This window comes from Vibrio sp. 970 (assembly GCF_033339075.1).
Map to the genome: position 1 here is coordinate 216,296 of NZ_JAWOTW010000008.1, position 21,214 is coordinate 237,509.

General features: G+C 44.4%; 18 protein-coding genes. 6 read left to right on the top strand and 12 right to left on the bottom strand.

The genetic code is table 11. The features are described 5' to 3' along the window. The 7 genes from acpP to yceD form a co-directional block, all read right to left on the bottom strand. Positions 1 to 234, bottom strand: coding sequence for an acyl carrier protein (acpP, locus tag R7Q11_RS14185; protein WP_004406112.1), 234 nt, complete (start codon positions 232 to 234; stop codon positions 1 to 3). Positions 235 to 480: 246 nt separating this feature from the next. Further along, a complete protein-coding gene (gene fabG, locus R7Q11_RS14190) occupies positions 481 to 1,215 on the bottom strand; it encodes a 3-oxoacyl-ACP reductase FabG (protein WP_031781117.1) in 735 nt (244 codons plus the stop codon). A 45-nt stretch (positions 1,216 to 1,260) separates the two neighbouring features. Then, positions 1,261 to 2,184, bottom strand: coding sequence for an ACP S-malonyltransferase (gene fabD, locus R7Q11_RS14195; RefSeq protein ID WP_005387313.1), 924 nt, complete (start codon positions 2,182 to 2,184; stop codon positions 1,261 to 1,263). A 75-nt stretch (positions 2,185 to 2,259) separates the two neighbouring features. Continuing rightward, the gene (locus R7Q11_RS14200) at positions 2,260 to 3,210 is read right to left on the bottom strand and encodes a beta-ketoacyl-ACP synthase III (RefSeq protein WP_017821385.1); all 951 of its coding nucleotides are present in this window, start codon (positions 3,208 to 3,210) and stop codon (positions 2,260 to 2,262) included. A gap of 5 nt (positions 3,211 to 3,215) precedes the next feature. Further along, complete coding sequence (plsX, locus tag R7Q11_RS14205; protein WP_017633846.1) at positions 3,216 to 4,241, bottom strand: phosphate acyltransferase PlsX; 1,026 nt, start codon at positions 4,239 to 4,241, stop codon at positions 3,216 to 3,218. A gap of 10 nt (positions 4,242 to 4,251) precedes the next feature. After that, on the bottom strand, positions 4,252 to 4,422 hold the full coding sequence (rpmF, locus tag R7Q11_RS14210; RefSeq protein WP_005396978.1) for a 50S ribosomal protein L32: 171 nt from the start codon (positions 4,420 to 4,422) through the stop codon (positions 4,252 to 4,254). Between the two features lie 59 nt (positions 4,423 to 4,481). After that, on the bottom strand, positions 4,482 to 5,006 hold the full coding sequence (gene yceD / locus R7Q11_RS14215) for a 23S rRNA accumulation protein YceD (protein WP_005387307.1): 525 nt from the start codon (positions 5,004 to 5,006) through the stop codon (positions 4,482 to 4,484). A gap of 149 nt (positions 5,007 to 5,155) precedes the next feature. Here yceD and R7Q11_RS14220 point away from each other — a divergent pair, with 149 nt between their 5' ends. Next, positions 5,156 to 5,737 (top strand): Maf family protein, encoded by a 582-nt coding sequence (locus R7Q11_RS14220; RefSeq protein ID WP_005380845.1) that lies wholly within the window; start codon positions 5,156 to 5,158, stop codon positions 5,735 to 5,737. A 58-nt stretch (positions 5,738 to 5,795) separates the two neighbouring features. On the opposite strand, the gene rluC is transcribed toward R7Q11_RS14220, so the two are convergent. Next, the gene (gene rluC / locus R7Q11_RS14225) at positions 5,796 to 6,740 is read right to left on the bottom strand and encodes a 23S rRNA pseudouridine(955/2504/2580) synthase RluC (RefSeq protein WP_021033985.1); all 945 of its coding nucleotides are present in this window, start codon (positions 6,738 to 6,740) and stop codon (positions 5,796 to 5,798) included. 639 nt (positions 6,741 to 7,379) lie between these two features. On the opposite strand from rluC, the gene rne reads away from it, so the two are divergent. Both rne and R7Q11_RS14235 read left to right on the top strand, forming a co-directional pair. Then, positions 7,380 to 10,463, top strand: coding sequence for a ribonuclease E (gene rne / locus R7Q11_RS14230; RefSeq protein ID WP_158174067.1), 3,084 nt, complete (start codon positions 7,380 to 7,382; stop codon positions 10,461 to 10,463). A 332-nt stretch (positions 10,464 to 10,795) separates the two neighbouring features. After that, positions 10,796 to 12,355 carry a SulP family inorganic anion transporter gene (locus R7Q11_RS14235; protein ID WP_005380840.1) on the top strand — a complete coding sequence of 520 codons (1,560 nt, stop codon included), beginning with the start codon at positions 10,796 to 10,798 and terminating at the stop codon, positions 12,353 to 12,355. Between the two features lie 60 nt (positions 12,356 to 12,415). On the opposite strand, the gene R7Q11_RS14240 is transcribed toward R7Q11_RS14235, so the two are convergent. Further along, positions 12,416 to 12,865, bottom strand: coding sequence for a low molecular weight protein-tyrosine-phosphatase (locus R7Q11_RS14240; RefSeq protein WP_025767219.1), 450 nt, complete (start codon positions 12,863 to 12,865; stop codon positions 12,416 to 12,418). A 117-nt stretch (positions 12,866 to 12,982) separates the two neighbouring features. Between R7Q11_RS14240 and cobO the strand changes: the two genes are divergently transcribed. After that, positions 12,983 to 13,588: a cob(I)yrinic acid a,c-diamide adenosyltransferase gene (cobO, locus tag R7Q11_RS14245; RefSeq protein WP_065274711.1), complete on the top strand. Its 606-nt coding sequence runs from the start codon at positions 12,983 to 12,985 to the stop codon at positions 13,586 to 13,588. Between the two features lie 62 nt (positions 13,589 to 13,650). Here the strand turns inward: cobO and R7Q11_RS14250 are convergent, their stop codons facing one another. The 3 genes from R7Q11_RS14250 to apbC all read right to left on the bottom strand — a co-directional run bounded on the left by R7Q11_RS14250 (position 13,651) and on the right by apbC (position 17,826). Continuing rightward, positions 13,651 to 15,738 (bottom strand): AsmA family protein, encoded by a 2,088-nt coding sequence (locus R7Q11_RS14250; RefSeq protein ID WP_225466534.1) that lies wholly within the window; start codon positions 15,736 to 15,738, stop codon positions 13,651 to 13,653. 189 nt (positions 15,739 to 15,927) lie between these two features. Beyond that, positions 15,928 to 16,569 carry a uridine kinase gene (udk, locus tag R7Q11_RS14255; protein ID WP_005380833.1) on the bottom strand — a complete coding sequence of 214 codons (642 nt, stop codon included), beginning with the start codon at positions 16,567 to 16,569 and terminating at the stop codon, positions 15,928 to 15,930. 180 nt (positions 16,570 to 16,749) lie between these two features. After that, entirely contained in the window at positions 16,750 to 17,826 is a 1,077-nt protein-coding gene (gene apbC, locus R7Q11_RS14260; protein WP_005380830.1) for an iron-sulfur cluster carrier protein ApbC, read from the bottom strand. 162 nt (positions 17,827 to 17,988) lie between these two features. On the opposite strand from apbC, the gene metG reads away from it, so the two are divergent. Further along, entirely contained in the window at positions 17,989 to 20,064 is a 2,076-nt protein-coding gene (gene metG, locus R7Q11_RS14265) for a methionine--tRNA ligase (protein ID WP_005387290.1), read from the top strand. A gap of 210 nt (positions 20,065 to 20,274) precedes the next feature. Next, positions 20,275 to 21,084 carry a hypothetical protein gene (locus tag R7Q11_RS14270; protein ID WP_225466535.1) on the top strand — a complete coding sequence of 270 codons (810 nt, stop codon included), beginning with the start codon at positions 20,275 to 20,277 and terminating at the stop codon, positions 21,082 to 21,084. The last annotated feature ends 130 nt before the right edge of the window (positions 21,085 to 21,214 follow it).

The window sequence follows — 21,214 nt, forward strand, 5'->3', positions numbered from 1 at the left end:
TTACTGAGCGCTGTTTACGTAGTCGATTGCAGCTTGAACAGTAGTGATCTTCTCAGCTTCTTCGTCAGGAATCTCAGTGTCGAATTCCTCTTCTAGAGCCATAACTAGTTCTACAGTGTCTAGAGAATCAGCACCTAGATCGTCAACGAAAGAAGCTTCGTTTTTAACTTCTGCTTCGTCTACACCTAGCTGTTCAACAATGATTTTCTTTACGCGTTCTTCGATGTTGCTCATTTTTCTTTTCCTTTACAGATTTCGCCTAATGCGATGATTCCGTAGTTTATTCGAACTATTGAAAGTTGCAAGGGGGTCCTTGCTGGTCAAACCACAAAATTAGCGAATTTAACCGAATTTCAATACATTTTTGACTTAAATCATGCACAAATCTTGCGCATAAGCATGACAAGTTCATGACAGTTAACTGCAACTATAGGCTATTTTTCACAATGTAAAATAGCTTATTTTGCATAAACTGTCGCATTAAACCATGTACATGCCACCATTTACATGCAAAGTTTCACCAGTAATGTACGCTGCTTCAGGAGAAGCAAGGAAAACTACTGCTGATGCAATTTCACGTGGGTCACCTAAACGACCTGCTGGCACGTTCGACAAAGTTGCCGCACGTTGGTCATCATTTAGCGCCTTAGTCATGTCAGTTTCGATGAAACCAGGAGCAACAGTGTTCACTGTTACACCACGAGACGCAACTTCACGAGCCATTGATTTAGTAAAACCAATCACGCCCGCTTTCGCTGCTGCGTAGTTAGTTTGACCAGCATTACCCATGGTACCAACAACAGAGCCTACGTTGATGATACGACCCGCACGTTTTTTCATCATACCGCGTAAAACCGCTTTAGACATGCGGTAGATAGGCGTTAGGTTGGTATCGATGATGTCGTTCCACTCATCATCTTTCATGCGCATCAATAGGTTGTCACGAGTAATACCAGCGTTATTCACCAGAATATCGATCACACCAAATTCTTCGTTGATCGTTTTTAATGTCGCTTCGATAGACTCGACATCAGTCACGTTAAGCGCTAAGCCTTTACCGTTATCACCAAGATACTCGCTGATAGCAGCCGCACCACTTTCAGAAGTAGCAGTACCGATAACCGTAGCACCTCGCTCGACAAGAAGTTCCGCGATCGCGCGGCCAATACCACGGCTTGCGCCGGTAACTAGCGCGATCTTACCTTCTAGATTCATCATGTTGTGTTTCCTTTTCTTATCGCAAATTTATCGCTTGATGGATTACTTCGCAGCGTCTAGCGATGCGATATCATTCACTGCTGCTGCAGTTAGCGTTTTCACGATACGTTTTGTTAGACCTGTTAAAACTTTACCAGGGCCAAGCTCAAGAAGATTTTCTACGCCTTGTTCGTGCATCAGTTCAACTGTTTCAGTCCAACGAACTGGGCTATGTAGCTGACGAACAAGCGCATCTTTGATTTTTGCAGGATCTGTCTCAGCAACCACATCAACGTTGTTGATAACTGGCAGCTGTGGTGAGTTAAATTCGATAGACTCAAGAGCTACAGCAAGTTTTTCCGCTGCTGGCTTCATAAGTGCACAGTGTGAAGGTACTGAAACAGGAAGAGGAAGCGCACGCTTCGCACCAGCTTCTTTACATAGCGCACCAGCTCGCTCTACTGCGTCTTTGCTACCAGCGATAACGACTTGGCCAGGCGAGTTAAAGTTTACTGGAGAGACCACTTCGCCTTGCGCTGCGTCTTCACACGCTTTTGCAATCGCATCATCAGCCAAACCGATAATCGCGTACATTGCGCCAGTACCAGCTGGTACTGCTTCTTGCATAAGTTGACCACGTAATTCAACCAGCTTGATGGCTTCTTTAAAGTCAATAACACCCGCACATACAAGTGCTGAGTACTCACCTAGGCTGTGGCCAGCTAGGTTGGCTGGTTGCTCTAAGCCAAGTTCCTGCCATACACGCCAGATTGCAACAGATGAAGCTAGCAAAGCTGGTTGAGTACGGAAAGTCTCGTTTAAATCTTCTGCAGGTCCATTTTGAACAAGCGCCCATAGATCGTAACCTAGTGCGTCAGATGCTTCTGCAAATGTTTGTTTTACTACGTCATATTGTTCGCCTAGCTCTGCAAGCATACCTACAGCTTGAGAACCTTGACCTGGAAATACGATAGCAAACTTGCTCATGTTGTTTTCCTTTAAGCAAAGTAAAAAGAAATAAGATGCACCAAGTGCACCTTAAATTTTGAATTCTTGTGAAACTTAGAACTTCACAAGGGCCGAGCCCCAAGTGAATCCGCCGCCAAACGCTTCAAGAAGCAGAGTTTGACCGCGTTTAATACGACCATCACGTACCGCTTCATCTAGTGCTGTTGGCACAGTTGCAGCCGATGTGTTGCCGTGTTTATCAAGTGTAATCACGACTTGGTCTAGTGACATCGAAAGTTTCTTCGCTGTCGCTGAAATAATGCGGTAGTTCGCTTGGTGCGGCACTAGCCAGTCTAGTTCAGACTTATGCATGTTGTTGGCTTCAAGCGTATCTTTTACTAGTTTCGATAGCTGAGTTACAGCGACTTTGAATACTTCGTTCCCAGCCATATGAAGCCATTTATCCGCATCTTGCCCCCGCACAGGTACAGGTAGGCTTAGAAGCTCTCCGAATTGACCATCCGAGTATATGTGGGTAGAGATAATGCCAGGCTCTTGGCTAGCGCCTACGACAACGGCTCCGGCACCATCACCAAATAGGATGATGGTTGAACGGTCTGTCGGATCACACGTTTTAGACAAAGCATCTGAACCAATCACAAGTACGTTTTTGCACATACCAGATTTGATATGTTGGTCTGCAACAGATAATGCGTACACAAAACCAGAACAAGCAGCGGCTAAGTCAAAAGCTGGACAACCTTTAATGCCAAGCTTTGCCTGCACCTGACACGCAGATGAAGGGAAAGTATGGCTACTGCTCGTTGTGGCTACGATAATCAGGTCGATATCGTTTTTATCAATACCCGCCATATCGATAGCGTTTTCAGCTGCGTAGAATGCCATGTCTGCTACAGTCTCGTTTTCTGCAGCAATTCGACGCTCTTTAATACCCGTGCGAGCAACGATCCACTCATCACTTGTATCTACCATTTTCTCTAGATCTGCGTTTGTACGCACCTGAGATGGCAGGTAGCTGCCAGTACCTAAAATTTTGCTATACATGAAGACTAATAATGCCTCTCGAGTAAAACCGCTTCCAAACGATCGCTAATACGGCTTGGTACTTGTCGTTTGACCTCGTGTACTGCCTCGCCAAGTGCATTGACAATCGCAGATACATCCGCACTTCCATGGCTTTTTATGACAATGCCGCGCAATCCTAGCAAACTTGCGCCGTTATACTGGTCGGGGTTCAGTGTTTTTAGTTCATTAAACAGCCTAGAAAACAACTTTCTAGCTATCCAACCCTTTATCGTTGATGCCATTATGCTGGTTTTAATTTTTTCGATAAAAAGTTGAGCTGTTCCCTCACTGGCTTTCAAGCATACGTTGCCGACAAATCCATCACAAACAATGACGTCAGCAACATCATGCAAAATTTGATTACCTTCAATATAACCGACAAAGTTAATCGCATCGGTCTGAGAAAGCATTTCTGCGCAACGTTTGACTAAATCGTTACCTTTAATCTCTTCTGCGCCAATATTGAGCACAGCAACGCGAGGAGGACGACCCAAGTGTTCTTCAGCTAATGCACTGCCCATTACAGCAAATTGGAACAAGCTATCAGCATCGCACGATACATTCGCCCCCAGATCTAGCATCCAAGTGCGCTTTCCGGTAATCGTCGGTAAAGCGGAAACTAAAGCAGGACGTTCAATGCCAGGAAGTAACTTAAGAATGAAACGCGATAGTGCCATTAATGCACCGGTGTTGCCACCACTAACACAAGCATCCGCTTTCTGCTCAGAAACCAAATCGATAGCCATACGCATAGAGCTATTTTGGCTATTACGTAACGCCAATGAAGGTTTTTCTGAGTTCGAGATAACTTTCTCGCTGTGAAGAATAGTCAAGCGGGAACTGGTCGAGGTACCGAGTTGAGATAATTGAGACGTGATCAGTGATTGATCACCAATAAGAATCACTTTTAGCTCTGGGAAATGAGACAGTGCCTGCACGGCGGCAGGCACTGTTACGCGTGGACCGAAATCCCCGCCCATTGCATCAAGTGCAACGGTAATACTTTGCAAAGGTTCAACCTTACTTGTTGATAACCTTTTGACCACGGTAGTAACCTTCAGCAGTTACGTTGTGGCGTAGGTGAGTTTCACCAGAAGTCGCGTCTACAGATAGAGCAGCTGTAGTTAGCGCATCGTGTGAACGACGCATACCGCGCTTAGAACGAGTTTTACGGTTTTTCTGTACGGCCATTGACCCTACTCCTATACTATTGGGTTAAAAACCTGAAGAAGAATCGGCTACCACACCTATTACTTTTTCAGACTTTTCAAAACGTCGAATGGATTCGGTTTTTCTTCCTCAATTTCTTCAGGAATCTCACCAAAAACCATGTTATTTGAATCAACGCTACAATCCGCTTCATCGTGCATCGCAATTTGAGGTAATGCTAAGATGAACTCGTCTTCAACAAGTTGTATGAGGTCTAATTCACCATATTCATTTAGATCTACCAAATCATAAATTTCTGGTGCTTCCTGTTCTGTTTTCTCACCGTAGTAAGGAGTAGAAAGGAATTCAACTTCGCACTCATGTGCGAATACCTCATTACAACGCTGACACTCTAAATCGACTTCGATGTTAGCTTTACCAGAGATAACAACGAGTCGCTGTTCATCCATCCCAAATGACAATGAGACTTCTGCGTCGCGTTTTACGCCTTCAGTTGTTTCCACTAAGCGCTTGAAAAGACTAGCTTGGATGATGCCATCGTAATCCAATCGTTTCTGTGCAGCTTTAGCTGGGTCAACCGTTCGCGGTATTTTTACCTTTTGCATAGGGCGAGAATATTATCTTCCAAATCAAAATTAGTCAAAGAAAAAGGCAAAAAAGTTGTACTTTTTTGCGCTTAACATACAGAGCATTAGCCAGAATCATTTTTGATCGATTATCCTATTGGAAATGCTCCCACGAATTGTAATTCAAAATGAAAAATTACCAACTGGTTTTAGCCTCAACTTCCCCTTTTCGTAAACAACTGCTTGAAAAGCTCTCACTACCATTCGTTTGTTTATCACCTGATTGCGATGAAACACCTTTTGACCAAGAAACGCCAACTGAACTTGTGCAGAGACTGGCCCAAGAGAAAGCAATATCTTGCCAGACGGATAAAGCAAGTTTAGTTATCGGCAGTGACCAAGTTTGTGTCATTAATGGTGAAATCGTTGGCAAGCCTTTAAATAGAGATAACGCGATAAATCAACTTTTGGCTCAAAGTGGAAAAGTCATCACTTTCTATACTGGTCTTGCGGTACATAACACCGTGACAAACCATACAGAAGTCGGCTTTGATTCTTTCGAGGTGCACTTTAGAGATTTAACGCTTGAACAAATCGAACGCTACGTCGACAGGGAAGAACCTTTTTACTGCGCAGGCAGCTTTAAAAGCGAAGGCATGGGAATTTGCTTGTTTACGAAATTAGTTGGTAAAGACCCGAACACACTTGTCGGACTACCATTGATTGATTTGATTGATATGTTGCATGTTCAAGGACTCGATGTCCTTTAACCCAAATACGATAAAAGGGAGCCTGTGGCTCCCTTTTGCATCCGCGAGGAAAACATGGTTACGCGTTTCTTAAACCCGCCAACACTTTTTCTAGTTTCGGTTCCATCGGTGCGTTGATTTCCATCCACTCATCATTTGATGGGTGTTGGAACTTGATGTTTGCCGCGTGTAGGAACAAACGATCTAAACCAACTTGACCTGTATAAGCATCAAAGCGGCGATCACCGTAGCGATCATCCCAAGCGATTGGGTGACCAGTGTATTGCGTATGAACTCGGATTTGGTGAGTTCGACCAGTAATCGGACTCGCCTGAATCAATGTAGCTTGTTCGAACTTTTCCAAAATCTTAAAACGCGTTTCTGACGGCTTACCATTAGGGTTAACACGAACAATACTGTTCACTTCGTTTTTGAGCAGTGGCGCGTTCACAACCTTACAACTGCTTTTCCATTGCCCCATGACAAGAGCTAAGTAAAACTTCTTTACTGTCTTTTCACGAAACTGGGCTTGCAAGTGACGAAGTGCAGAACGCTTCTTAGCAACCAGCAAAATCCCTGAAGTATCACGGTCAATACGATGCACAAGTTCAAGAAAGCGAGCTTGAGGACGCAGAGCCCTAAGCGCTTCAATCGCACCAAACTTTAAACCACTGCCACCATGCACAGCGGTGCCAGATGGTTTGTTTAGAATCAACATATGATCATCTTCGAAGATAATCATATTTTCCAACTCAGCGACTTTGTTAAGTTTCGTACTTGGTGCGACATCGTCATCTTTTTTCTCGACGGTAACCGGTGGAATACGAACGAGATCGCCTGCTTTTAACTTGTACTCTGCTTTTATACGCTTTTTATTTACGCGCACTTCGCCCTTACGCACAATTCTGTAAATCATGCTTTTAGGAATGTCTTTTAATTGGTTGCGCAAAAAATTATCAATGCGCTGACCCGCCATATCTTCGTCAATGTCGACGAACTGGACTTTTGTTCTTATTTCGTTCATGAGCCGTATTGTAAACTCAATTTCGTGCGACTTCACATTATTCTTGTCGTAAAAGAAACACTCGGTGGCACATACTGGTCTAAATTTCGCCAAGCTTTTGTTTAAATTATTAAAACTCTCAATCAAGTTCTCAATTTGTTTTCTGTCTTGAACAGTTTGCACATCTCAATTGCTTATGAAACAGCCAGTTATAAAATAGAAATTTTGAGTTTAGCGGCAAATTTTCTATCGTTTGCGTGAAAGCAGATTGCTGATAGCCACGCGCACTGCTATAGTTCACAGCTGCTAAGGAAGGTTTGGTTACATTTTATTCATTACCAATCATTTATCCTCAAGCAATGTGAGTAGATCGTTGAAGGTCGAGTGCAGCATTGGCGTGAGACACATCGAATTCAACACTCTTGCCACCCTACTCCTCGCATATTCACGTTGAGTACCTACCGCCCAAATAGCGGGTCACAAGTCTACGTTTCCAACAGAAACCACAAGAGGCTTGTGATGACTGAAGTGCCCGAGAGCATCCCCTTCCAGCCGGGAGGCTGCAAAATACAAGCCATGGGATCAGGCACCGTGAAAGAGCGAAAAAACAGTGGCAAGTCGACAAGAAAGATATAAAAGAAAAGACAACGAGAATTTTCAATGAAAAGAATGTTAATTAACGCAACTCAAAAAGAAGAGTTGCGTGTCGCTCTGGTTGATGGCCAGCGACTTTTCGATCTTGATATCGAGAGTCCAGGTCATGAATCTAAAAAAGCGAATATCTACAAAGGACGTATCACACGTATCGAACCAAGCTTAGAAGCCGCATTTGTTGATTACGGCGCCGAGCGTCACGGTTTCCTCCCTCTCAAAGAAATTGCCCGCGAATATTTCCCTGAAGGTTACACCTACCAAGGTCGTCCAAGCATCAAAGAAGTGCTAACGGAAGGCCAAGAAGTTATCGTTCAAGTGGAAAAAGAAGAACGTGGAAGCAAGGGCGCAGCTCTTACTACTTTCATTTCTCTTGCTGGTAGTTACCTTGTTCTGATGCCTAACAACCCTCGTGCTGGCGGTATTTCTCGTCGAATCGAAGGTGACGAGCGTACTCAACTAAAAGCCGCATTAAGTACTTTGGAACTGCCTCAGGGCATGGGCCTAATCGTACGTACTGCTGGCGTTGGCAAGAGTGCTGAAGAGCTTGAGTGGGATTTGAATGTACTACTTAACCACTGGGGTGCAATCAAAGGTGCAGCGGACTCTAACCCTGCTCCATTCTTAATCCACCAAGAAAGTAACGTTATCGTTCGTGCAATCCGTGACTATTTGCGTCGTGATATTGGCGAAATCTTAATTGATAGCAACACCATCTACGAACGTGCAAAAGAGCACATTCAATTGGTGCGCCCTGATTTCCTTAACCGCGTTAAGAAATATGAAGGCGAAGTTCCACTATTCAGCCACTACCAAATCGAAAGCCAAATTGAATCGGCTTTCCAACGTGAAGTGCGTCTGCCATCTGGTGGTTCTATTGTTATTGACCCGACTGAAGCACTAACGTCTATCGATATCAACTCTGCTCGTGCAACCAAGGGCGGCGATATTGAAGAAACAGCTCTAAACACGAACCTAGAAGCAGCCGACGAAATTGCTCGCCAATTGCGTCTACGTGACTTAGGTGGCTTAGTGGTTATCGACTTTATCGATATGACCCCAGTTCGTCACCAACGAGAAGTAGAAAACCGTCTACGTGAAGCCGTTCGCCTTGACCGCGCTCGTGTACAAATCGGTCGTATTTCTCGCTTTGGTTTGTTGGAGATGTCACGCCAGCGCTTGAGCCCTTCTCTAGCAGAAGCAAGCCACCACATCTGTCCTCGCTGTAGCGGAACTGGTGTCGTTCGCGACAACGAATCTCTAGCACTTTCTGTACTTCGTTTAATTGAAGAGGAAGCGCTAAAAGACAACACAGCACAAGTACTTGCAGTCGTACCTGTGCCAATCGCCTCTTACTTATTGAACGAAAAACGTCGTTCAGTAAACCATATCGAACGCATTCAAGAAGTGAAAATTACGGTTGTTCCTAACTCTGATATGGAAACACCGCACTTTGAAGTTATCCGTGTTCGTGAAGGCGAAGAGTTCGATCTGATTTCTTACTTACTTCCTAAGAAACTGGAAGCAATGAAAGAAGCAGAAGGTAAAGAGCCAGCGGAAGTTGACGTAAAACCAAAACGAATTGAAGAGCCAGTTCTTAAAGGCTTTGCTGCTCCGTCTCAAACCGCACCTGCACCAGCAGCTAAACCAGCTCCTGAGGCGAAGAAGAAAGAACAAAACGTTGAACAAGAAGAGAAACCTGGATTGTTCAGCCGTCTGTTTAAAGCACTTGGTAGCTTCCTATTCGGTGGTTCTGAAGAAACAAAAGAAGAACAGAAACCTCAGGAAGAGAAAAAACCAAATCGCGATAATCGACGTAATAAGCGTGATCGCAACGATCGTCGTCGCAATAACAACCAGCGCGATAATCGTGATAATCGTGATAACCGCGACAATCGCGATAACCGACGTCGTCGTAAGCCTCGTGATGAGCAAGCGAATGAGCAAAACGAAGCTCAACAACAAACCAATAAACAGCAAAACCGCAACCAAAAGCGTAAGCCTAAAGCTCAACAAGCAGACAAAGCCCAAGAGCAAAAAGCAAATGCAAAAGTAGCGGAAAAAGGCCTGCAGCTAGCGGCGGAAGCTCGAACTGAAACAAAACCAGAAGAGAGCAAACCAAAGCAACAAAACGCGAAAGCAGAAAAAGTGAAGGAGCGTCGCCAACGTCGCAAACTGAACAAGTCTGTACGCGTTAAAGACCAAGAAGCGGTTGAGAAGAAAGCAGAAGAAACGGCGGTTAAGACTCAAGAAACGGTTGAAACCAAAGTTGAGAAGCCAACAGAAGCAGCGGTAGAAGCACAACAAGACAACAAGCAAGCAGAGTCTAAGCAACGTCGTAATCGTCGTTCGCCACGTCACCTGCGTGCAAGCGGCCAGCGTCGTCGCCGTGGCCGTGATCGCCGCCCTAACCCGTTCCGCCTACGTAAGGGAGGTGTCGCTTCTCCTGAAATGGCTATGGGTAAAGTAATGCCACGTTACATTCCGAAACCAGCACCTAAGAAGGAAGAGCGAGTTAAGGAAGAAGCTGTAGCAGCAGTACCTACAATCCAAGGTGGCTTTGCGTGTCCAGAAATGGCAATGGGTAAAGTGATTATTCGTCGCGAGCAACCTGTCGTAACAGATGCGCCAGTTGTTGAACACAAGGTTCAAGAAACCGTTGAAGCGAAAGTGGAAGCTCCAGTAGTAGAAGCACCTGTTGTTGAAACAGTAATCGCAGAAAAAGCTGAATCGGCAGTAGTAGAAACAGCATCGGTAGAGCCTATCGTTGAAACTCCTGTAACTGAACATGCTGAACCGGTTGATGCCATTGTAGAAACGGCACCTACTGAAGAGCCTATCGTTGAAGCAGCAAAAGAGATTGTAGCCGAAGCGCCAGTAGATAAACCAGAGCCTAAAGTCGAAGCCATTAAAGTTGCTGCTAAGCTAAACGCTAGCGCACCGATGACGAAAGCACCTGGCCCTCAAGAGCTACGCGAAATCACGGTTGCAGCAGCGCCGTTCAAAACCGAACGTTACCAAGCTAAAGGTGCAGGTAGCCAAGTGGCTAAAAACCGTGCATCGGCAGAGATGACAAAGCCTAACTTTAACTAGGCTAAATCATTACGTTCAACTGCTTAACGGCATAAATAAATTAAAGGCTACCATCTGGTAGCCTTTTTTATCTTCATATTTGCCCAATAAATTGTTCATATAAATACCAATTCGTGATCACATTTGTACGCCATTATTCGTATCATTCTTGAACTTAATCACACTTTTCGGTAGCATGCGCCGACTCAAGTTTTCGACACCATTCTGATGCTGCTCTTTTAATACTACGGTTTACACTGCAATGTTTGATTAAAAATCAACCTTCCAGTGGCTTGTGCAAATACGAATATGTGTCGGGTTTAACTCATTGCAAAGAGAACTTAAAAACAAACATGTTCGAATTTCCCCAATTTTCTAAGCACTCCGTAAAAAATGATGTGCTATCAGGCTTAACCGTTGCGCTAGCATTGGTTCCTGAAGCTGTCGCATTTGCGTTCGTCGCAGGCGTAGATCCGATGGTCGGTCTTTACGCTGCATTCATCGTTGGTCTTATTACTTCCATTTTCGGTGGTCGTCCTGGCATGATTTCTGGTGCAACAGGTGCCATGGCAGTCGTAATGGTTTCGCTTGTCGCGACTCACGGTGTCCAGTACCTATTCGCAGCCATCATGCTCGCTGGTATTCTTCAAATTGCCGCTGGTATGTTTAAATTGGGTAAGTTCATCCGTATCGTACCTCACCCTGTGATGATCGGTTTTGTGAACGGTCTGGCTATTGTTATCTTCCTAGCTCAGTTGGGTCAGTTTAAAGCGCCAGACATCAACGGCATGCTTACTTGGCTACCACAAGACCAGATGCTGCTAATGCTTGGTTTGGTTGCGCTGACTATGGCAATCATTCACTTTCTACCAAAAATCACAACAGCTGTACCCTCTTCACTTGTTGCGATCGTAACGGTGACGGCTTTAGTGGTTGGCTTGGATCTGGAAACTCGCACTGTTGTTGACTTCCTGCGTACAATGTCTGGTGATGAAGCTGCAACACTCGCAGGTTCACTACCAACCTTCTCTATTCCTGCGGTACCATTTACACTAGAGACACTACAAATCATTCTTCCATACGCGATCATTCTCGCGGCCATTGGTCTAATTGAATCTCTACTAACACTGACAGTTTTAGATGAGATGACGAATACTCGTGGTCAATCTAACCGCGAATGTATCGGTCAAGGTATGGCAAACATGACGTGTTCTGTGTTTGGCGCAATGGGTGGTTGTGCGATGATTGGTCAGTCGATGATCAACGTAAACTCAGGTGGTCGCGGCCGTCTATCTGGTATCGTTGCGGCTATCGCTCTATTGATGTTTATCTTATTCGCTTCTTCGCTAATTGAAATGATCCCACTCGCTGCTCTGGTTGGTGTGATGTTCATGGTTGTCATTGGTACATTCGAATGGGCAACATTTAAGCTAGCACGCCGCGTACCGAAGCAAGACTTCTTCGTTATTGTTCTTGTGACCGTTGTTACTGTTCTTACTGACCTTGCTGTTGCCGTAGCGGTTGGTGTTATCGTTTCTGCATTAATGTTTGCATGGCAACACGCTAAGCACATCTATGCCGACACGTGCTTAAACGAGGAAGGTTCAAAAGAGTACAAGATTCACGGCCCTATTTTCTTTGGCTCTGCGGCTAACTTCCTGGAGTTGTTTAACGCGCCTGAAGATCCAAAAGATGTGATTGTCGATTTTGCAGACTCTCGCGTGACAGATCACTCTGCAATTGAAGCCATTGAAACACTGGCTGAGCGTTACAATGCTCAAGGTAAAACGCTGCACCTTCGTCACCTAAGCCCAGATTGTCGTAAACTTTTGGACAAAGCTGGCAGCTTGGTTGAAATTAACGTGAAGGAAGACCCAAGCTACAAAGTCGCAACCGACATACTAGCGGGTTAACACGAATAAAAAGGGATGAGCTGAGCTCATCCCTTTTTCTATTGTCTTCAAGCACGGCGATTACAGCTTCTTCAAAATTGCGTCTGATGCCTCTTCGATTAAATCAAGCACCAGTTCAAAGCCATCTTCCCCACCATAATATGGGTCCGGGACTTCGTCGTAACCTGACTCAGAATGACTTAAAAATAACGATACTTTGTGTCGATACTTCAACGGACAAATATCCAATAAATCGGCCAAATTTGCTTTATCTGCGGCTAATATAAGGTCAAACTTTTCAAAGTCATCAATGGTGACTTGGCGCGCTTGCATTCCTTTAAAAGAATAACCTCGCTGCTTTCCTGCTGCCATCGCTCTTGAATCCGGTCGGTTTCCTGCGTGGTAGCCAATTGTACCTGCCGAATCAACCTCTACTTCAACGCCTAGCTTTTGAGCTTTCGCTCTTAACACTGCCTCTCCAGTTGGTGACCGACAAATGTTTCCCATACAAACAACAAGTATTTTCTTCATTTTATTCCCTGAATTATCGGTGGTTTTTCTTCACGATATGTTGGTCTATCATAGCGAGATAAATCAATGAACCCAAATTAGCTTGGGCACAGCACGAAAAGGAATTGAGGAAGTATTATGTCTATCGAAGAAAATAAAGAAGCACGCCATAAAGCTCGCCAACAAAAAGTCAAAGAACAGGTAGACGCAAAAATCGCTGCTGCTAAAGAGGAAAAAGGTCTGCTACTGATCATTACCGGAAATGGTAAAGGTAAATCGACATCAGGATTCGGTACGATCGCACGCGCAGTGGGTCATGGTTTGAATTGTGCTGTCGCGCAGTTTATTAAAGGTACTTGGGACAACGGTGAGCGCAACCTACTTGAGAAACTCGGCGTTGAATTCCAAGTAATGGCAACCGGCTTTACGTGGGAAACTCAAAACAAAGCCGCTGATACCGAAGCAGCGCAAGGCGTATGGCAAGAATGTAAGCGCATGCTGCAAGACGACTCTATCGATGTCATCTTGTTTGACGAGCTAACTTATATGGTGAGCTACGGCTACATCGACTTAGACGAAGTGGTCGAAGCACTGAGCAACAGACCTAAAATGCAGTCGGTTATTATTACTGGGCGTGGCGCACATCGAACCCTGATTGAAATGGCCGATACCGTTTCTGAAGTGAAAAATGTAAAGCACGCATTTGAATCTGGCGTAAAAGCCCTCAAAGGCGTCGATTGGTAACACTCGCAGAGTAATTTAAAAAGGGTTGGCAAAATGCCAACCCTTTTGATTTTCACGCACGGTTAGTTGAAAAGATTCTTCAATAAACCATCGACCGCATCTTTGGTTTTCTCGTCTTTGATTTTGTCCGTTAGCTTCTCCACGCCACGATCGATTTCTTTTTGAGCTTTCTGCTTCAGAACATCATCGAATACGAGCTTGAATTTAGGATCTGCCCACTTACCAGACACATTGATTGGAATCGTGATGTCTTTCAGCTCATCTATATCTTTACCGCCCTGGCCTTCTAGGCTGCCTACAACTGACGTGCTGATAGTAAAGTCGACTGTTTCATTGATGTAGTTTGCGGTACCTTTACCACGAACACGTAACAATGGAGACTGAGCTTGCATATTATCCGTTGATACAACACCTTTGTTGAGTTTCAATGTCGCCGTCATCGCACTGAAGTCTGTTTTCTTAGCTACATTGGTGCCTTCAACTTTTTGCCCTTTAAATTTCGCATAGTTTTCACGAATCAACTGAGCAACGTTGATGCCATTCACCGCACCGTCAGCAAAATTGATAACAACCGTACCAGATAGATTCTTCTTGATACCGGTAGGCGTGAGACTCTTACCTGTAACATTCACATCAATGTTACCTGTCCCTTCAAGTTTGTCGTTTTCAGCAACGTCTATAAGTAGCGGTTGAACTTTCACGCCTTTGATTGACTTTTTAACACTGTAAGTCGCTGGTGATTGGCGTGCATCTAACTTCGCTGTCGCTGAGATTGAGCCTTGGTACAACTTCGAACTAAAAGATGTAAGCTCAAACACGCCACGATTTACAGTGAAGCTCGTTTTTACCGCTTCCATCTTCGCATTTGCCGCTTTGAATTTGTCGATGGTAATGTCACCCTTTACATCTAACGTTTTCAACGCAGACAAATCAGGCTCAACCTCAGGTCCGGCAGGAGCACTCTCGCCACCAGAAGCAGGCTTATTACCTTCGGCAGCTTGCTTATCTAACCCTAAGAACTCATCAAGATCGATATTGGGGCTATGGAGAGCAAAGCGTACTTTAGGAATATCACCGAGTGCCACATCAGCCTTACCATCTAAGGCGATAGCATTCGCTGTTAACTTCTCTAGAACAAAACTCAGATGGTTTTTCGTTAGGTCGAAAGACAGATCAGACACCATGTCGACTTTCATCGGGGACTGAGGTAAGGCATCACCCTCAAAAGTCGATTTAAGAGTTAACTTATCCAACTGTACTTTGCTGATAGCCTTGTCCACGCTAAGTTGACCAGCACCCTGCATATCTAACTTCATACCACCAGCGTCACCCTTAATGGCATAAGTCAGGTTATTTACTTTATCAAATTCAAACGTGTCTAAACCGATCGTTGCCGATTCAATTTTATTGGCAGGGTCAGAGTATGTCGCATCAAAGTTGATGTTCTTTAGCGCGTAGTTTGCCAAACCTTTTTCTAGCTTAAAGTCTGCCTGACCTTTCGCGGTGAACTTTTGGTCGTTCATTTCGCCCTTCACGCCAAAATCAGCCGTTGTCCAGTTGTCAAAAGCGAATTCGGAAAGGTTTAATGAAATATCATAAAGTTTGGTGTAACTACCGGCTTGCTTATCCTGCATTTCTAATGAACCGTTAGAAACCGTAACGCCAGCAAGATTAATACTCCACTCAGAACCAGAAGTTTGCGTTTCACCATTTTGCGTAGGCGCAGCATTGCTCTCTTGTTCTGCTTGTTGTGTTTGGGCTTTCGTCAATGCATCAATATTCTTGCTGCCATCTTTCTTGGTTTCAATGTAGAACTCAGCACCATCAAGCGTGACGTTTCCAATTTCAAGCTGTTGACTAAAAAGTGGCATAACAGAGATGTCTATACCAACGGTATCAACTTTGAATAAATTGGGTTTACTAAAGCCTTGTGGGTTTCGCAATTCTGTATGTCCCAACTCAAAGCCAATCGATGGGAAAAATTGCCAACTGATATCCCCTTCAATCACCAACTCTAATCCCGTTTGCTTTTGCGCTTGCTCAACAATAAGGGGTTTAAACTGATTCGGATTGACGAAGATGGTTAACGCTAAAATTGCGACCAAAATGACCACAATCGGTATTGCTAGAATTAAGAGCAGTTTCTTCATTTGTTTTTCCTTGCTCGAGTGTTTTTACAATTATAAGCGCAGACTCCATTTGCCGCTGACAGTTCCACAAAAGCGTGAAAAGTGTCTGGTTTTAACCTGCAACTGACTAATTTAAAAACAAAAAAAAGAAGTGGCACTTAAGGTGCCACTTCTTCTCCTAAAAATAAAGCGATATAGCCGTCTATAGGCTTAAGCTTTCAAAAGTCTTGCAATGTGAGCTTTTAATACATCAATTGCGATACGGTTTTTACCACCGCGAGGAACAATAATGTCCGCATATTGCTTAGAAGGTTCGATAAACTGCATGAACATCGGACGTACTGTTTGTTGGTATTGCTTAAGAACAGACTCCATAGTTCGGCCTCGTTCTTCCACATCACGCTTAACACGGCGAAGCAAGCAAATATCTAACGGTGTGTCCATAAATACTGTCGCATGCATCAAATCACGAAGACGAGGGTCTGTAAGAAGAAGGATACCTTCTAGAATGATCACCTTTTTAGGTGTCATTGTGGTGGTGTTAATTGTTCTTGTGTGCTCAGTGTAGCTGTACTCAGGCACTTCTACTGCTTCACCACGTACCAATTTTTCTAGGTGCTCACACAGTAGGTCGTGGTCCAACGCACTCGGGTGATCGTAGTTCGTCTTTACTCGCTCTTCCATGCTTAGGTGGCTTTGGTCGTTGTAGTAGCAATCTTCCGTGATGACACCGATTTGATGATCGCCTACTTTCGCGCGAAGCTCATTATAAATAGTGCTCGCGATCAGACTTTTTCCAGAAGCAGAAGCGCCAGCAATACCTACGATGACGCATTGATTATTATCAGACATTAGTTTGCACCCGATGATGATTTCTAGTCACATAAAAAGATAAACTGCTTGATTATAGGGAGTTCACCCCATAGTTACTAGTTGGAATTAGGGTTTAGTCATAAGTTTCTGCCTGCTCAGAGGATTACCCTCCGAGCAAACGTTAAAATGTGCAATTATCAACCAACAGGCATAGTAAACTTAGTTCACCATTGTAAAGCTAATCGCATCTGGTTTTGCTTTGCCTTGCCAAAACATCGTGCTACATACGCGATCGGCAAGTTGCTTATAATACCCTGCATGCTCACTTTCTGGGCGTCTTGCTACCGTTGGCACGCCAGCGTCAATATCTTCTCGCATAGAGATATGAAGCGGAATTTGTCCTAACAATGCTAAGCCAAATTCTTGCGACATTTTTTCAGCTCCGCCCATACCAAAAATATGCTCTTTCGCGCCACATTGACTACAAATGTGATAACTCATGTTTTCCACAACACCAATAACCGGGACATGGACTTTGTTAAACATTGCCGCTCCCTTCCTTGCATCGGCAAGGGCTAAATCTTGCGGCGTTGTGACTAGCACGCTACCTGTTACCGGAATTTGTTGTGACAGAGTCAATTGAATATCCCCCGTACCTGGCGGCATATCAATCACCAAATAATCCAAATCTGGCCAATCTGTTTCAGTTAATAACTGCGACAATGCTTTTGAAGCCATTGGACCGCGCCATATCGCCGCTTCTGATTTATCCACCAAATAACCGATAGAATGAGTATAGATGCCGTGAGCAAAAATGGGTTCCATCCACTTGCCATCACGAACTTCTGGTTTAGCATCTTCTTGCCCCAACATCATAGGTACAGACGGACCATAGATATCTGCATCCAACAATCCCACTTTCGCCCCAGATTGAGCAATCGCCAACGCTAAGTTAACTGCGGTAGTAGATTTACCAACGCCACCTTTCGCAGAACTGACGGCAATGATGTTCTTAACACCCTTAACCGAGTTAGCCACTTGAGTTTCTAAAGCTTTAACTCCAAGGCGAATATTAAATGGGAATTCAGCCACTTTACCCGAGGCTTGCTGCTGTTTGATCCAGTCATGCAGTACGGTTTGAAGCTCATTACTTGCGAATGGCAACGTTATATCAATAGAACCCTGTGTCGTAATCGAAATTGCGCCATGAATATCTGCCCAGTTTTCCACCAACTGTGGATGTTGGAATTGGTTAAACCAGTGACAAAAATCTTGTTTTGAAGTGAACTGATGCATAAGCCCTCCTTTTAGATGTCATGCTACCACCGTCCAGGCTCAACCAGAACCCCAAAAAAACTAAGGCATTCCGCAGTTTGACACCTTGGAGTTAGTCAGTTCATGGGGTAGTATTATCCATCAAAATTTATTTATACCTATCAAGAAAAGCGAATATTAAGTATGGCAAACGATCCAAAAAACTTTCCGTCAAGGAAAATGCTGGTAACTTGTGCCCTTCCGTACGCTAACGGTTCGATCCACCTTGGTCATATGCTTGAGCATATCCAAGCGGACATTTGGGTTCGTTACCAACGCCTACGCGGCAACACTGTAAACTTCATCTGTGCTGACGATGCTCACGGCACGCCAATCATGCTTAAAGCGCAACAGATGGGTATTACTCCTGAAGAAATGATTGCCGCAGTTAGCGAAGAGCACCAAAAAGACTTCGCTGGATTTGATATCAGCTTTGATAACTACCACAGCACACACTCAGATGAGAACCGTGAGCTAGCGTCACACATTTATCTTGAGTTGAAGAAAAATGGCTTTATCTCTAGTCGTACTATCTCTCAGCTGTTCGATCCAGAAAAAGAGATGTTCTTACCGGACCGTTTCGTAAAAGGTACCTGTCCAAAATGTAAGTCTGAAGACCAATACGGTGACAACTGTGACAACTGTGGTGAGACTTACAGCCCAACAGAACTGATCAATCCTAAATCTGCGGTTTCTGGTGCGACGCCAGTAATGAAAGATTCAGAGCACTTCTTCTTCGACCTACCTCAGTTTGAAAGCATGCTAAAAGAGTGGACTCGCTCTGGCTCGCTACAAGCTGAAACAGCGAACAAAATGCAAGAATGGTTCGAATCTGGTTTGCAGCAATGGGATATCTCACGTGACGCACCATACTTTGGCTTCGAGATCCCTGGTGAGAAGAACAAATTCTTCTACGTGTGGCTAGACGCGCCTATCGGCTACATGGGCTCTTTCAAAAATCTATGTGACAAGCGCGACGACCTAGATTTCGACGAGTATTGGAAAAAAGACAGCTCAGCAGAGCTGTACCACTTCATCGGTAAAGACATCGTTTACTTCCACAGCCTATTTTGGCCAGCAATGCTAGAAGGTTCTGGCTTCCGCAAGCCTAACAACGTATTCGTACACGGTTACGTAACCGTAAACGGCGCAAAAATGTCGAAGTCTAAAGGTACGTTCGTAAAAGCAAGCACTTACCTAGAGCACCTAGACCCTGAGTGTCTACGTTACTACTACGCTGCGAAGCTAAACAGCCGTATCGATGATCTAGATCTTAACCTTGAAGACTTCACTCAGCGCGTAAACGCTGACGTTGTTAACAAGATCGTTAACCTGGCATCTCGTAACGCAGGTTTCATCGCGAAACGTTTTGAAGGCAAACTGTCTGACAACTTTGCAGAGCCTGAACTTTACAACGAATTTGTTGCTGCTGCTGACCGTATCGCTGAGCTTTACGAAACGCGTGAGTTTGGTCGTGCAATCCGTGAAATCACGGCATTGGCAGACAAAGCTAACCAATACGTTGATGAAAAAGCACCGTGGGTTGTAGCAAAAGAAGAAGGCAAAGATCAGGAACTACAAGACATCTGTTCTGTCGGTATCAACCTGTTCCGCGTACTGATGACTTACCTGAAACCAGTAATGCCATCGCTAGCTGCGCGTACTGAAGCGTTCCTAAACCAAGAGCTAACTTGGGAAAACATCGCTGCTCCACTAACAGGCCACGAGATCACTAAGTTCAAAGCACTGTTCAACCGTATCGATCCGAAGAATGTTGAAGCGATGATCGAAGCGTCTAAAGAAGATGCGGCGGCAGAAATGGCGGCGAAAGAGAAAGCTGAAGCGGAAAAGAACAAGGCTAGCCAAACCGAGCTAGACAAAGAACCAATCGCTGAAGAGATTGAGTTCGATGCTTTTGCTGCAGTAGATATGCGTATCGCTCGTATCATCTCTTGTGAAGAAGTACCAAAAGCCAACAAACTGCTTAAGTTCCAATTGGACATCGGTGGTGAAACTCGTCAGGTATTCTCTGGCATCAAGTCAGCTTACAAACCTGAAGAGCTAGAAGGCAAGCTAACAGTAATGGTAGCAAACCTAAAACCTCGTAAGATGAAGTTTGGTATGTCTGAAGGTATGATCCTAGCGGCAGGCCCTGGTGGTAGCGACCTGTGGATCCTTGAGCCACACGAAGGCGCTCAACCAGGGATGCGTGTAATGTAAGTTGTAGCTTTACAATCAAATTTAAAAAGTCCTCGCCAGTTCAGCGGGGACTTTTTTTGACTGAATTCACACTTTTGGGGAATTTGTGCACCAAACTTGTACAGCACCTCTCCCATCACAATCCTAAATTACTGTTTTAATAGAATTTAATTAGTGGCATCAAAACTGCAATCTTCCTTGCTAGGTCCAAACACTAACAAGGAGTTGGTTATGTTTGTTTTAATTTCCACATTATTATCTATCGCTATTTTAGCCGGAATATATCACTTATCTTCTAAACGAGAGCAGCAACACGCGCGTAAATATCAGCTGTTAACATTATTGCGAGATGTTGTTCATCTGCTGAGACGCCATCGAGCTGCGACGCACTACTCACTTCAATTTCAACAAAATAACGAACAAGAATTAGAAGTCCTTCATAACGATCTCACCAACAAGCTTCATCTTTTAGTCGAAACCTCACGGTTTGAAAACAAACCCATGTATCGCGTATTACAGATTAAAGTAGGGAAACTACTTGAACAATGGGATGACCATAGTGTTGCAAGAAACCAGATGGAGCATGGTAAGTTAATTCGTCATTGCTTGTTTTTGATGGATGAAGTAACCATCGCATGGCTAGCGGTTGAACAAAGAGATGACTTGCATAATGAGTATCACATGAACTGGCAAAACATTATGGATAGCTTGGAGACCCTGACTCAGTTACGAATCAGCATTCAAGATTTAGGAGAGCAAGGCGGAAATGAGCGTTTCAAAAATTATGCATCGGTCATGATGCGTAAGCTAAACCAACTAGCGGTTATCGCTCCACTTAGCATTACCTCTCCTGCTTCCACGCGCTCAATACAGACGCTAAATGAATACGTGACAGGGAGTCATGTCGACTTAACAGAATCAGAGCTTTATGGCGTCACATCGGACTTGTCATTGACCATCTTCAATACTTACGACCATGTCCTTTCAGATGTCGTAGAGTCATTATATCTACCGTTACCCAGACTCTCACTAGCAGGATAAACGTTCCATACCTTATTATTGGTGCTTGGTTCGTCGCCGACTTATAAATAAAAGTAAATTACCACCTTCTAAAGAAGGTGGCTTTGTGTGAGCCCCCTAAAAGGGGGCCTTTGTTTAGTCCAGCGCCAAT